At 38.1% G+C, this 14,429-nt stretch carries 9 protein-coding genes and 2 pseudogenes; 8 read left to right on the forward strand and 3 right to left on the reverse strand.

The window, feature by feature from the left end; translation table 11 throughout:
• Positions 1-67 precede the first annotated feature (67 nt).
• On the reverse strand, positions 68-220 hold the full coding sequence (locus RCG17_RS26060; RefSeq protein WP_308172919.1) for a YpzG family protein: 153 nt from the start codon (positions 218-220) through the stop codon (positions 68-70).
• A gap of 201 nt (positions 221-421) precedes the next feature.
• Positions 422-1,669, reverse strand: coding sequence for an Nramp family divalent metal transporter (locus tag RCG17_RS26065; protein WP_308175962.1), 1,248 nt, complete (start codon positions 1,667-1,669; stop codon positions 422-424).
• A 364-nt stretch (positions 1,670-2,033) separates the two neighbouring features.
• Here RCG17_RS26065 and selB point away from each other — a divergent pair, with 364 nt between their 5' ends.
• A complete protein-coding gene (gene selB, locus RCG17_RS26070) occupies positions 2,034-3,926 on the forward strand; it encodes a selenocysteine-specific translation elongation factor (protein ID WP_308172920.1) in 1,893 nt (630 codons plus the stop codon).
• Between the two features lie 44 nt (positions 3,927-3,970).
• Here selB and RCG17_RS26075 read toward each other — a convergent pair whose 3' ends face one another.
• A complete protein-coding gene (locus RCG17_RS26075; protein WP_308172921.1) occupies positions 3,971-5,326 on the reverse strand; it encodes a TerD family protein in 1,356 nt (451 codons plus the stop codon).
• 312 nt (positions 5,327-5,638) lie between these two features.
• Between RCG17_RS26075 and RCG17_RS26080 the strand changes: the two genes are divergently transcribed.
• The 7 genes and pseudogenes from RCG17_RS26080 to RCG17_RS26110 all read left to right on the forward strand — a co-directional run bounded on the left by RCG17_RS26080 (position 5,639) and on the right by RCG17_RS26110 (position 14,423).
• Complete coding sequence (locus RCG17_RS26080) at positions 5,639-6,100, forward strand: MarR family winged helix-turn-helix transcriptional regulator (protein ID WP_308172922.1); 462 nt, start codon at positions 5,639-5,641, stop codon at positions 6,098-6,100.
• Between the two features lie 3 nt (positions 6,101-6,103).
• Positions 6,104-9,277: pseudogene (locus tag RCG17_RS26085) on the forward strand (MMPL family transporter).
• A gap of 199 nt (positions 9,278-9,476) precedes the next feature.
• Complete coding sequence (locus RCG17_RS26090) at positions 9,477-10,535, forward strand: biotin/lipoyl-containing protein (protein WP_308172923.1); 1,059 nt, start codon at positions 9,477-9,479, stop codon at positions 10,533-10,535.
• Positions 10,535-11,245 (forward strand): ABC transporter ATP-binding protein, encoded by a 711-nt coding sequence (locus tag RCG17_RS26095; RefSeq protein WP_308172924.1) that lies wholly within the window; start codon positions 10,535-10,537, stop codon positions 11,243-11,245. The genes RCG17_RS26090 and RCG17_RS26095 overlap by 1 nt, the downstream gene beginning before the upstream one ends.
• Complete coding sequence (locus RCG17_RS26100; RefSeq protein ID WP_374120872.1) at positions 11,223-12,389, forward strand: ABC transporter permease; 1,167 nt, start codon at positions 11,223-11,225, stop codon at positions 12,387-12,389. Before RCG17_RS26095 ends, RCG17_RS26100 begins: the two co-directional genes overlap by 23 nt.
• Positions 12,390-12,486: 97 nt before the next feature.
• Entirely contained in the window at positions 12,487-13,158 is a 672-nt protein-coding gene (locus RCG17_RS26105; protein WP_308172926.1) for a response regulator transcription factor, read from the forward strand.
• 11 nt (positions 13,159-13,169) lie between these two features.
• A pseudogene (locus RCG17_RS26110) lies at positions 13,170-14,423 on the forward strand (sensor histidine kinase).
• The last annotated feature ends 6 nt before the right edge of the window (positions 14,424-14,429 follow it).

Here is a 14,429-nt window from a genome sequence, read left to right on the forward strand (position 1 = left end):
ACAATAAACGACAAGTTCCAATTAAAAAAAGACGCTTGCGCGTCTTTTTCGTTTCTTTTTTTGCATCCTACCAACGATGTGCCTTAGCGTTGCTTCGCAATATGATGTTGTTTTGGGAGATTTTTGTTTCTCCGTTTACTTGTGACTTCTGACGCTTAGGCCTGGTCCAATTTTGGTGAAAAAGCTCAGAGTGTTCATCTAAATTATCACGATAACTCATTATCTTATCACCTCAACGTTAGGATACTTTGAAACGTTTGATACTCAACTAAGAATATCATCTATAGCTTTTGTATATGTAAGCAAAATTATGATGATAATTGTCATTTGAATAAAACTAATAAAAAGTAAAAACAAAATGAGCATAGAATTTTTCTAAGCTCATTTTGTGTCGACAACTTAAATAAGTAATGTTAACTTTTTATCCAAGAAAAGTTTGCGCAATAAGCCATATGTTTAAACCTAAAATTAGTATTGCACATGCTGTGGAAAGAATAGTGATATGTTTCTTATTTGTTAGAACACCCATCAATTCCTTTTTTTGTGTAAAGTAAATTAATGCAATCACCGGGAAAGGAAGTACAATGCTTAATACAACTTGGCTGATAACAAGGGTAAAGGTTGGGTCTGCACCCAGGGCTACGATGACAACCGTTGGAAGCATAGTGACAAGGCGACGAACCCATAATGGAATTGTAAAACCGACAAAACCTTGCATTATGACCTGGCCAGCCATTGTTCCAACTACAGAACTGGATAGTCCTGAGGCTAGTAAAGAAATTAGGAAAACACTTGCCGCAGCACCTCCAAGCAACGGTGTTAAAGTATGGTAAGCAGAGGTAAGGTCTGCAATTTGAGAATTCCCACTGCTGTTAAAAACGGAGGCAGCCATGTACATCATCGATAAATTTACGAAACCAGCTAAAGTCATTGCAATAATAATCTCTTTTGTACTGAACTTTTGGATTTTAACTCGTTCATCATCATTTCTTGGAATTATTCGTCCCTGTGTTAGACTTGAATGAAGGTAAATTGCATGCGGCATTACAGTTGCACCAATAACGCCAACAGCAAGCAAAATACTTTCATTATTTCCAATCCAAGGTATAACACTGTGATAGGCAATTTGCGAAAAATTTGGCTTCGACAAGATTGTTTCGACCAAATAACACAGACCAATTAAAACGGCAAAGGCAGCAATAAATTTTTCTAAGGGTCTAAATCCATATTTTTCTAGCATTAATATTAAATACGTTACAATTCCAACCATTATGGTTGCCAAAAGCATTGGAATCCCCAATAGTAAATTTAAGGCAAGCGTAGCACCTAAAAATTCCGCAAGGTCAGTTGCCATTGCTGCGAACTCTGAAACAATCCACATTGTTATTGTCAAGGGCTTTGGCATATAATCTCGGCAAACTTGAGGGAGGTTCCTCCCTGTAGCTATACCCAGTTTTGCTGACATGTTTTGAAGGAGCATTGCCATTAAATTAGCTAGAACAATAACCCAAAGCATATTGTAGCCAAAACGGGCACCAGATTGGATATTAGTGGCAAAATTGCCTGGATCTATATAAGCAATGGAAGCGATAAATGCTGGTCCAAGGAACGGTAACAGAGCACGAAAACCCTTTACTTTTCCATTAATGGCATCTCTTGCAGCCGAAATTGTCCTTTGTTCCTTGGAACGGCGCGCTTAACAGCGACTGAGTTTGATTGGCTCACAGGACACCATCCTTTCATTTTTTTCACAGTTGCAAGCTTTATGAAACGACGAATAAATTTTTCCCTAATGCAACTTTATAAGATCATTATATTAAACTTCTGAAAATTTGTGTAAGAATCTGCATAAAAAAATAAATATAATTGATGGACCTATATTACTTGGTTGATTAAATTAACTCGGTATTCTATATTATTTGAAAGAATCCTTCATAATATGACGTATTCAATGTATAAATAAAAGTTTTCTTGAACAATATGCGCTTTCACGCTACATTTAAGTTGTTAGAAAGGCGAAGTAGGTGGATAAATTGGAAAAACGATACTTTACAATTGGAATGGCCGTACATATTGACCATGGAAAAACATCACTAACCAAAGCGCTAACCAATGTAGATACAGACCGTTTGAAAGAAGAGAAGGAAAGACAAATTTCGATTGAGCTTGGGTTCGCCCCTTTATACGAAGATGATGAAATTCAAATTTCTGTAGTTGATGTTCCTGGACATGAACGGTTTATACGGCAAATGATTGCTGGAGTAGCCGGAATTGATTTAGTTGTTCTTGTTGTTGCCGCAGATGAGGGTGTTATGCCTCAAACAAGGGAACATCTCGACATTTTGGGTTTTTTGGGAATACAAAATGGGATTGTTGCGATTACTAAAATTGACCGAGTAGATGCGGAATTTATTGATCTTGTGAAGGACGATATTATGGTCGAGTTACAGGAAACCGTTTTTGCCGATGCACCATTTATACTTGTGGACAGCATATCTCAAAAGGGAATTGAATCATTAAAGTCGCTGATTATTGAAACCTTAAAGGCACAAGAAATGCGCGATTTAAAAGGTGCATTTCGCCTCCCGATTGATCAGGTTTTCACCGTAAAGGGTCAAGGGACAGTTGTCCGTGGTACTGTTTATGAGGGGGCAGTTGAGGAAGGACAGACGCTCCTGGTTATGCCAAAAGGCTTGGAAGTAAAAGCACGGCAAATCCAGGTGCATCACAATCAAGCTCAAAAAGCTTTTGCCGAACAACGAACAGCTATCAACCTGTCAGGCGTTTCGAAAGAAGACATAGAAAGAGGGGATGTACTTGTCTCCTCAGAACATTTTATCGTCACAAAGACGATTGATGTTGCAATCAGGGTAGTAGAAGATCTTGAACATTTGATCAAACAAAGAATGCCAATTAAGCTCCACATTGGAACGACGGAGGTAATGGGGCGAATTGTATTCTTTGACCGTAATGAATTAAAGGAAGAAAATGGAGAAATTCTTTGTCAGCTTCGGCTTGATGAAGAAATTTTAACAAAACGGGGTGATCGGTTTATCATTCGGCGGCCAAGCCCACAGGAGACAATTGGTGGAGGCTGGGTGATTGACCCTCGAGGACAAAAATACCGCTTTGGGGAGCATACGATCGAAGAACTTGAAAAGAAAAAGGTGGGTTCACCAAAAGAGAGAGTAGCAAGAGCACTATTTGAAGCCAAATCATTGCCTCTAAGTGAATTAATCAAACATACTGCACTCGATGAGGAATTGCTAAAAGAGGTTTTACAGGAGCAAGATTTTATTTTTTATAATGGCAAGGAATACACCCTTCAAACGATCATTGACTCTATTGAAGAAGATATTTATGACCACCTGCAAGAGTTTCATCAAAAAAATCCAATGAAAACAGGGCTTAATAAAGCTGAACTTTTACAATTTTTCAACAAACGATATAATAAAGGGTTAATTGATTTTGTCATTGAAAATGGAATTACAAATGGGATATTTACTCGAAGAGGTCAATTTGTTCAGTTAGCTAGCTTTGTTCCACATGTTCCTTCAAACTGGCAAAAACGGGTTGAAAACATGCTTATTGAAATCAAAAAAGACGGATTAAAAGTACGATATTTGATTGATTATTTGAATAGTGCTGGTATTCCTAATGTACTTGTTGGGGATATAAAGAAGTTCATGGAGGAGCAAGGACAAATTGTTATGCTTGATGATCAATTTGCTTATTCAGGAGAAGAGTTTGAAGCTGCTGTAGACATATTGCAGGCTAAGACTGGTGCTGAATTTGAGGTAGGGGATGCAAAGGAAATCCTAGGCATATCTCGAAAGTACATCATTCCTTTTTTAGAGAAATTAGATTCACTCAAGCTAACAAAAAGAGCTGAGAACAAGCGAGTTTGGCAAAAGAAGATCTACTAAAACGAAAAAACATCCTATTTTTGGAAATAGGATGTTTTTTCGTTTTAGTCTAAAAATTCGTTAGGGTTAAGGCCGAGCTCACGGCAAATTTCATTAACCATCTGCTTTTCATTCTGATCAAAATGGCCGTCTGCATAACCGATGGCGATACAAAAACGGGCAATTAGTCTGGCGATTTCATGCTTTGAACGAACTTTACCTAGTGCACGATAGGCTTCGGCTCGTCCTATGATGGGATCATTCTGCATCTTTTGAACAAACTGATTAAACTTTTCCATGACTTTATAGGAATCAAATACTCGTAATTCCTCACTTTGATGAATAAAATCCATCATTTTTTGCCGTTCAGATGAATCTAGATGGCCATCCGCCATTCCTACTAAAGCACAGGCAGCTACTACGGCTTCTAAAACATCTTGACTTTTGTACTTTGTAAACAACTCTTGTGCCCTTCTTTTCTGCTGGTTTGCCCACTCCATATAATCAGTTTGATTAGGTGACCATGTCCTTCCACAAGATTGACATGTGAACTTCAGTTTGTTTTTACCAATAAATCCCCCCAGCAATCCAACCGGACCGAGAATCAGTCCGCCAATGGCGGCTTTTCCTAATCCAAACCCTTTTTCTCCTGTACGCACATTTGTGGAACCACAGCGTGGACACACGATATGTTCTCCACCATATGTTTGTGCAGGTGAATAGGACGGAGGCGTTTGATAGGCATTCCCTGTTGTTTGTGGAGGATATGCGTATCCTGACTGTGATGCATGATTAAAAGAAGAAGCCGATTGCGTGGGTGGCGGCGAATAATTAGGAGTTGGTTCATCATCAACATGAACACCAAAGTTCGCACACAATGCTGCCAAACCGCCTTGGAAACCACTTGCCACGGCATTAAACTTCCACTCGCCATTATGCCGATATAATTCAGCTGCTACAATCGCTGTTTCAACTGTGAAATTTCGTCCAAGGTCAAAATGCAAAAGCTCTTCGTTCGTTTGCTCATTAAAAATTCTTACATAGGATTGTCCAATTTGACCGAAGCTTTGACCCTTAGCTTGTGCATCATGAATTGTAATTGAAAAAGCAATCCGATGAATATGAGGAGGGACTTTGTTTAAATTTACTCTAATTTGTTCATCATCGGAGATGCCAGTCCCAATGCGCTTATCTCCGCTATAAATGATTGAATCATTACCTCCAGAGGGATTGTTATAAAAAACAAAATCAGCGTCACTTTGGACTTTGCCTGCTTCCCCCAGCAGAAAAGCGGAAGCATCCAAATCAAAGCTAGTTCCAAGACTGCTGCCATTCCAGCCAATGCCGACAACAACATTTTGCAGTCCGGGATAGTTCTTTGTTAAATCAACTTTTTGTCCTTTACTGAGTTTTACACCCAATCACATTCACTCCTTTTCTTTAGCCATTTATCTTCCCGCAATATATGTAAAAACGGAACTGTACTGTAGTGAAACCGTTTATGGCTTATCTCTTTTTACGAATGATTTTGCTAAAGGTTTCAAGATTTAAGTGAAACTTTTCTGCTTTATTTACAAAATTGTCTCCATAAATATAACCATAAATACTTGGATAAGTTGATTTTAAAGGCTTCAGAAGTGTTATTGACAGCGCTGAAATTATTTCATATAGTTAATTAGGTGAATAGTTAAATTATTTAACTATTTTAATGATAAAGGCAGGTGACATTTCTAATGGATCAAAATAATATCGCAGAACTAATCAATCGTTATGTAACCGTTTCCTTTACTGTAAACAAAAAAGCAGAATCACTTATAAAAGCAGAAATAGGAGATGAGCTGACCAACGATCAACACTACATACTGAGATATATATACAGGTCTGGTGGATGTACTTCAACCGAATTAGCAGCTGCTTTTGAAGTAAACAAAAGTGCAATTACGGCATATATCAATCGAATGGTTGACAGAGATTTGATAAAAAGAACGCGAGATGAAGGTGACAGAAGGGTTATCTATTTAACCTTAACTGATACTGGTAACAACTTGTTTGAAAAAACGGAAGAAAAAGTATTAGCTCTTGTTGAATCAATTATTACCAAGTTTGATGAATTGGAAATTCAGCATTTTTTACAAACATACGAAAAATTGGCTGAGATCTTACTGAAAATGAAAATGGATCAACTGGAGGATTAATACATGGGCGCAATCTTAAAAGGGAAATGGTTCATTATAATCGCTTGGGCGGCCGTTATTACGATTCTATTAACAACAGCCCCTAACATGGAAGGCCTGGTAAGAAAAAGGGGCAGATCACTGTTCCCGAAGGTTATTCATCGACAATAGCACAAAAGATATTAAAGGATGTCCAATCGAAGGAGAACAGCGGTAAAGATGTTCTAACTGCCCTTGTTTTTCATAGTAACAATAAACTGACAAAACAAGAATTCTCTGAAGCTGAAAAAGCTGTAAACCAGCTTGAAAAACATAAAAAACAGCTGGGGATCACTGCCATCACTTCTCCTTTTAAGGAAAAAGACTTAAAGGATGAGCTCGTTTCAAAGGATGGAAAAACCATTCTTGTTTCATTGAAGGTTACTGCGGGTGGCAGGGACGAAAAAGAAATGGTAAAAGATTTAACGGATGCAATTAGAAAGACAAAACTAGAACATTACTTTACTGGAAGCTGGATGATTGATGGGGATCTTGTTACGAACTCCCAAGAAGGCTTGAAAAAAACCGAAGGGATTACTTTTGTATTTATACTTGCTGTCTTGTTGTTAGTTTTTCGCTCGGTGGTAGCCCCGCTTATACCTTTGGTCACGGTTGGAATAAGTTATATTTCCGCTCAATCTATTGTTGCTATTTTAGTAGACAAAGTGAATTTTCCGCTCTCAACCTTTACTCAAATATTTCTTGTCGCCGTTTTATTTGGGATCGGAACGGATTATTGTATTTTACTTTTGAGCCGGTTAAAGAGGAAATGGCAGAACACGATAACGTTACTGAAGCCATTATCGAAACTTATCGCACTGCTGGTAAAACAGTCCTTTTTAGTGGTATGGCTGTAATGATTGGTTTTGCTTCAATTGGATTATCAACATTTAAACTCTATCAATCAGCATCTGCGGTAGCGATTGGGGTAGCACTCCTTCTCCTAGCTTTGGTGACGGTTGTTCCATTCTTTATGGCTATTCTTGGAAAAAGGATATTTTGGCCCGCAAAAGGCAAACTTGAACACAGTGAAAGTAAATTTTGGGGGTTTGCCGGCAGTTTTGCTTTAGCACGACCTCTAATTGCATTTATTATAGTTGCCATTGTCTCGGTTCCTTTTTTATTCATCTATAAAGGGCATTTATCGTTTAATTCACTTGAAGAAATTGGTGATAGCTTCCAATCGATAAAAGGGTTCAATATTGTTGCTTCAGCATTTGGACCGGGTGAATCCATGCCAACGCAAATTGTCATTAAAAATGACGAAAAAATGGATTCCTCTGATTATATAGCTCTTACTGAAAAAATCAGTGAAGAACTTAAGAAAGTTGGCGACGTTAAAACCGTCCGATCTGCCACTCGTCCAACAGGGTCTCCGATCAGTGATTTTTATATTTCCAACCAAGTAAAAAGCCTTGGCGATGGTCTTGATAAAAGTAATAACGGTATCATCCAGATCAGTGATGGCATGGAAGAAGCCAGCAGTCAACTCACTGCTCAGACACCGAAAATAAAGCAAGCTACTGATGGAATTTCCAGTTTAATTGATGGGACTAATCAGCTGAAAAATGGAATGATCCCACTTAAGGATGGATTAACGAAAATCGAGGATGGATTACAGCAGGGATCCGCGGGGTCGGCGCAATTAAAAGACGGGCTAACACAGATTAAATCGAATTCAGAGCAATTACTTGCTGCTAACAAACAGCTCCTGCAAGGCTATCAGCAAGCCTATGCAGGATTAGGAGAATTAACAAAAAATTATCAAGGTGTTGCGGATGGAGTCAACGCACTGCATGCAAGTCTATTAAATTCAAATCAATATTTTGTGAATCTTGAAAGCCAGGAGCCAACCATCCAGCTTAATCCAAACTATCAGGCTATTAAGCTGACTGTTCAAGGGGCTCAGAATGCGACAGATCCAAGCAGTCCAAAAGATAATCTTGCAACAAGTTTGTCAAAACTCAATGCTGCACTCTCGAGGCCAGGAGCGGTCTTGGAACAGCTAATGCTAATTTTGAAAAAGTAATATCAGGTCAAGAACAGATCATTGCTGGTATGCAATCGTTGATCACTGGAATTGATCAGCAGCAGGCGGGACTTGATCAGATGGTATCAGGCCAGGGACAGATTATTTCGAATTTGTCAAAATTCTCGGATGGCTTATCAGGAGTTAATAGTGGGCAGCAGAAGTTGCTTGATGGTTTCTCCAGCCTTAGCGGTCAAATGGACCAATTAAAGAATGGTTTAAATCAAAGCGTTGGCGGTCTAAACCAGGTTTCAAAAGGTTTAAACTCTGCCCAAGATTATCTTGCAGGTGTTTCAAAACAAAAGCAAAATGGATTTTATATCCCACAGGAAGTTTTAGATGGAAAAGATTTTGCTAAGGTATTGAATACGTATATGTCAAATGATCGAAAAGTGATGACACTTGATGTTATCTTTACTAAAAATCCATATTCAAATGATGCAATTAAACGAGTACCTGAAATAAACCAAGCTGTTAAGCGAGCTGTGAAGGGAACCAAACTTGAGAATGCTCAGGTTGCAATTGGGGGAGTAACAAGTATTTATCATGACCTAAATACAATTTCAGAACATGATTATTCTCGAACTGTTGTGTTAATGCTTATCGGAATTGGAATCATCTTAATGATCCTGCTTCGATCATTGATTATGCCGCTTTATTTAATCGGTTCATTAGTACTTACCTATTATACATCAATGGCAATTTCAGAAACGATATTTGTAGATGTACTGGGATATACAGGTATTAGCTGGGCAGTACCATTCTTTGCATTTGTCATCTTGATTGCACTTGGGATTGACTACAGTATTTTCCTAATGGATCGTTTTAATGAATATCGCCATTTACCTGTCGAGCAAGCCATTTGGACATCAATGAAAAAAATGGGCACAGTAATTATCTCAGCAGCTATTATTTTAGGTGGTACATTTGCTGCGATGATGCCATCCGGCGTGCTTTCACTCCTTGAAATAGCCACGATCTTATTAATCGGTTTAACTTTATATGCATTATTCATTTTGCCACTTTTTGTTCCAGTGATGGTTAAAACATTTGGCAATGCAAATTGGTGGCCATTTAATCAACGACAAAATTTAATAAGTCAAAATTCAGACACAAATTTACATTCGTAAGGTAAAACTTCTTCTTTAAAAGCTTGAACTTTCTTAAATCTTTTTATTGAAGGTTCAGGCTTTTTTTTGCCTTAAAATCTCAATAATTTATTAAGGAAAAGTTAAGGAAACACCATCATAATCAGCTTATCCAGGCACGGGGATTTGCTTGGGAAATTCATTCATCAAAGGAATCCATGGAGAAAAAGGAGCAGAGAAGATGAAAAAGTGGATTTTTATTGTTATTGGTATACTGATTGTTGGATTTGCAGGCTATTATTTTTTTACATCTAAATCAAAAAACAGCAATCAACAAACTATGATTCAAAACCGAACAGCCACAGTGCAAAAAGGTAAATTTGATGTGACTGTGAGTGGAACCGGTACTGTTCAGCCAGTAACAAGTGAGGATATTGCATCACCAATAAACAATAATGAGGTAGCTGAAGTATTAGTATCTGCCGGAGAATCTGTAAAAAGCGGAGAAAGTTTAATTACCTTTACCGATGGCAGTGATCCGATTACTGCACCAGCCGACGGTGTCATTACGACTATCTCAGTTACACCTGGCGCACGTGTTCAAGCAGGTGCGGTTGTAGCACATTTAACAAACTATAATTCTTTAAAAACAATTGCTTCTATTGATGAACTTGATATTCCGAAAGTTCAAGTAGGTCAAACAGCAACGATTAAGGTGAGTGCCCTTCCAGACCAAACTTTTACAGGAAAGGTAACTGCGATTGCAAATGAAGGAACTTCCACAAATGGTGTATCATCCTTTAATGTTGATGTGTCAATCGATAATCCGCAAAATTTAAAAGTGGGAATGAGCACTGAATCAAATATTTTGACTGCAAGCAAAGATAATGCACTTTATGTGCCGCTTGATGCAGTCCATTCCATGAACGGACAAAAATTTGTTATGTTAGCTACTAACAATTCAAATCAAGGACAAGATCAGAGCCAGAGCAAGAACCAAGGACAGAGTCAGGGTCAGGGTAAAAGTCAAAACTGGTCTGCTAACAGAGTTACCGTCCAAACTGGTCTTGCCAATTCGGATTATGTAGAAATCACCCAAGGATTAACAGAAGGACAAGTTGTACGCTTGCCAAACCTAGCAATTAGTAATACAACCACTGCAACTGGAGGCAGAAGTATGTTTGGCGGAATGGGCGGCGGCTTTGGCGGAATGGGTGGCAACCGAGGCTATGGCGGAGGAAACCGTGGGAATGGCGGTAATAATGGAGGAGGAAATGGTGGAGGAAGGAGTGGAAATTAATGAGTACACCGATGATCCAAATTTCCAACTTAATGAAATCGTATAAGCTTGGGGGTGAGATTGTTCATGCTTTGAACAATGTCTCCCTCAACATTGATAAAGGTGAATTTTTAGCCATTATTGGACCTTCGGGATCAGGAAAGTCTACATTAATGAATATGCTTGGCTGTCTTGATCGGCCGGACACAGGGAATTATCTTCTTGACGGAAAAGAAATCGGTAAGATGAATGATAATGATTTGGCAACCATTCGCAACCATAAAATTGGTTTTATTTTTCAGAACTTTAATCTGCTTACAAAATTAACAGCACTTGAAAATGTTGAATTACCGCTCATTTATAGTGGATTATCGGCAAAAATCCGACGAGAGAAAGCACTTGAATCCCTGACAAAAGTGGGTCTGAAAGATAGGGCAGGCCATATGCCGACCCAGCTTTCTGGAGGACAGCAGCAAAGGGTCGCAATTGCTCGGGCTCTTGCTGGGAACCCTTCAATTTTATTGGCTGATGAACCGACTGGTGCACTTGATACTAAAACTAGTGCAGAAATTCTTCTATTAATGAAAGAATTAAATGAAGTTGGCAATACGATTATTTTAATCACACACGATTTATCAATTGCGAAGCAAGCAAAAAGAATGGTTCAGATTCAAGATGGACAACTGTTTGAGAATGAGGGTGAACAAATTGGCAATCTTACAATCTATTAAAATGGCCCTTCGCAGTATAAAAGGTAATAAATTGCGCTCCGTCTTGACAATGTTGGGAATTATTATTGGTGTTTCCTCTGTAATTGTTCTTGTTTCAATTGCCCAAGGTTCAACTACAAATGTGACCAGTCAGATTAATAGTTTGGGTACTAATCTATTAACGATTAACACTTTTGGAACGAATCTTTCATTAACAGAGGATAAGATTAATAAGCTAGGAAAATTATCTGGGATTCAAGCTTTATCGCCAGTTGTATCCGGACGCATAAGCGTTAAAAAAGATAGAACATCTTCTCAAACCACATTGACAGGCACCAACGCCGCTTATGAGAGTGTACGTAATACAAATGTTAGCAATGGTCGGTTTCTTACTGATATCGATTTAGAATATCGACAAAAAATTGCAGTTCTTGGTGCAACTACTGCCCAAAATCTTTTTGGAACAGAAAATCCTGTTGGACAATACATTCAACTAAATGGCAATTCCTTTAAAGTAGTTGGTGTTCTTGCTTCTAAAGGAAGTTCAATGGGCCAAAGTGGTGATGATGTGGTTATTGTACCGCTAAGCACAGCTGAGCGGTTAGTAAAAACAACCAGCATTAATCAAGTTTATTTGCAAGGTAAAACTGGGCAGAATATGGATTTGGTAATGGCTGAAGTTCAAAACTCGATGGCAAGCATGTATCCTAATCAAACAGATAACTATAGTGTCATGAACCAGCAGGATTTAATGAGCACTATGAGTTCAGTTTCTAACACGATGACAATGATGCTTGGGGGAATTGCTGGCATCTCCTTATTAGTTGGCGGCATCGGAATCATGAATATTATGCTTGTTTCAGTATCTGAACGCACAAAAGAAATCGGAATAAGAAAAGCCATTGGTGCCAAAAGACGGGACATTTTGCTTCAATTTTTAATCGAGTCAGTGGTTTTGAGTGCAATGGGAGGTGTTATTGGTATTTTATTTGGTCTTGGGGTAGGGAAGATTTTAGGATCTGCCTTAAATATGACAGTCACTTTTTCAAGTTCTATTGTGCTATTTTCTTTCTTATTTTCACTTGTTGTCGGGGTCGTATTCGGTGTATTCCCGGCAAATAAAGCATCAAAATTAAATCCTATTCAAGCATTACGATATGAATAAAGCGGATCGCTATTGCGACCGCTTTATTTCCTATATAAAATTAACTATGGATTTTCTATAAAAAAATATAGGTATTCTCCACAAAGGAGTGACACAAATGCGTTTATTAGTAGTCGAAGATAATCTTCCGTTGTTAGATTCAATTGTGCAGCTATTATCAGATGAATTTGAAGTAGATCAAGCTTCAAACGGTGATGATGGACTTTTTTTAGCACAGCAAAACATCCATGATGCAATTATATTGGATGTCATGCTTCCTGGAATAGATGGCTTTGAAGTATTAAAAATAATTCGAAATGAAGGATCGAAAATTCCAGTCCTTTTTTTAACTGCAAGAGATTCTTTAGAAGACCGTGTGATGGGTTTAGATAGCGGAGGGGATGATTATCTAACCAAACCCTTTCAAGCTGCTGAATTGAAGGCAAGGATAAGAGCATTATTAAGAAGAAGCGGAAGTTTAACAACAAGTCAAACTATTCAGTATCGGGGAATTGAATTGTTAGGTAAGGAGCGGGATGTACTGGTTGATGGGACCTCTATTAAGCTTACGGCTAAACAATATGAGCTATTAGAATACTTAATTCAAAATAAAGGAGCGATTTTAACAAAAGAACAGATCTATGACCGTGTTTGGGGATTTGATTCGGATACGACTATAGCTATTGTAGAGGTATTTATGCACCATCTCCGCAAAAAACTGGAGCCATTCGGTTACCATACTGATATAAAAACCATCCGTGGTGTAGGGTATATGCTTAACGATGAATAAAGGAGCAGACCATGTTTCAAAAAACACATATTCGGCTCACGTTAATTAATTCGATTGTCTTTATCGTTTTAATTAGTATCCTGGGGTCAATTATTTATCTATATACTCAGAACCAATTGTATCGTGATGTAAATCGTTCACTGTTGGATTCTATCAATCATTTCCAGGGGCAAAATTCTAACCAGGATTCAGCTCTTGATGATGGACTTGGGAATAGTAATTTACCTCCGTTGCGCAGAGACCCAAGGCTTATTATTTTAGTCTGGAATAAAAAACATCAGTTATTAGAACAAAACAGAGGGTCGGAACTTTTCCTCGGTAATGAAAAACTAGTTGAACCGAAAGTATTCAATAAACTGACGGATATTAATATTGACGATTATTCTTATCGGTTTATGGCTGTTCAGGTTGATACAAATATTGGAAATGTAACGATTCAGGTTATCAGAAATACCAATTCAGAGAGAGAATTACTGGACAGATTATTGTTAATTATGATAATTGGCTGCGGGATTGGTATTTTATGTGCAGTTGTTTCAGGGTATTTTCTTGCTGGAAGAGCGCTTATACCAATAAAAAATGCCTGGCAAAAGCAGCAGCAATTTGTCTCTGATGCATCGCATGAATTAAGAACACCTCTGGCTGTCATTCAGGCAAAGACAGAACTAATATTTCGTTCCCCTTCTGCATCGATAAAGGACAAAATTATCGATATTTCTACGATCTCTAATGAATCGAGAAGACTTTCTAAGCTTGTTACAAATTTATTGACACTTGCCAGGTCCGACTCTGATCAAATAGAAGTGAAAAAGGAATCATTTAGAGTCGATCAGTTGTTAGTGGAAATCATGCAGCAATACGAGGAAATCGTTACATATCAAGAAAAATCGTTAGTGTTAAATCCCGCTGATCCTGTTAGCTTTCTGGGAGATCGTGAAAGAATACATCAATTGATCGTTATTTTGCTCGACAATGCCATTAAATTTACAAGTGAAGGTGGAGAAATTCGTCTTTCCTGCAGTCAAAGTTACTCTTCTATTATTTTACAAGTAGAAGATAGCGGAATCGGTATTTCGGAAAAGGATATTCCGAGAATTTTTGACCGATTTTACCAGGGGGATAAATCAAGGACGGGTGCCGAGGGTACCTAACTGGGACTTTCCATTGCAAAGTGGATTATTGACAAGCATCATGGCAAGGTCAAGGTAACAAGTAGTCTTGGAAAAGGGACATTGTTTGAAATAACTTTTCCAAAAAATAAATGAACGGAA

This window comes from Neobacillus sp. PS3-12 (genome assembly GCF_030915385.1).
In the GTDB taxonomy this organism is placed as follows: Bacteria; Bacillota; Bacilli; order Bacillales; family Cytobacillaceae; genus JAEVLT01.

What these genes read in the sequence shown, in the direction of transcription:
- RCG17_RS26095 (WP_308172924.1), top strand. Translation starts at nt 10,535, where the DNA reads ATGAGTACACCGATGATCCAAATTTCCAACTTAATGAAATCGTATAAG.
- RCG17_RS26105 (WP_308172926.1), top strand. Translation starts at nt 12,487, where the DNA reads ATGCGTTTATTAGTAGTCGAAGATAATCTTCCGTTGTTAGATTCAATT.
- RCG17_RS26090 (WP_308172923.1), top strand. Translation starts at nt 9,477, where the DNA reads ATGAAAAAGTGGATTTTTATTGTTATTGGTATACTGATTGTTGGATTT.
- RCG17_RS26080 (WP_308172922.1), top strand. Translation starts at nt 5,639, where the DNA reads ATGGATCAAAATAATATCGCAGAACTAATCAATCGTTATGTAACCGTT.
- RCG17_RS26060 (WP_308172919.1), bottom strand. Translation starts at nt 220, where the DNA reads ATGAGTTATCGTGATAATTTAGATGAACACTCTGAGCTTTTTCACCAA.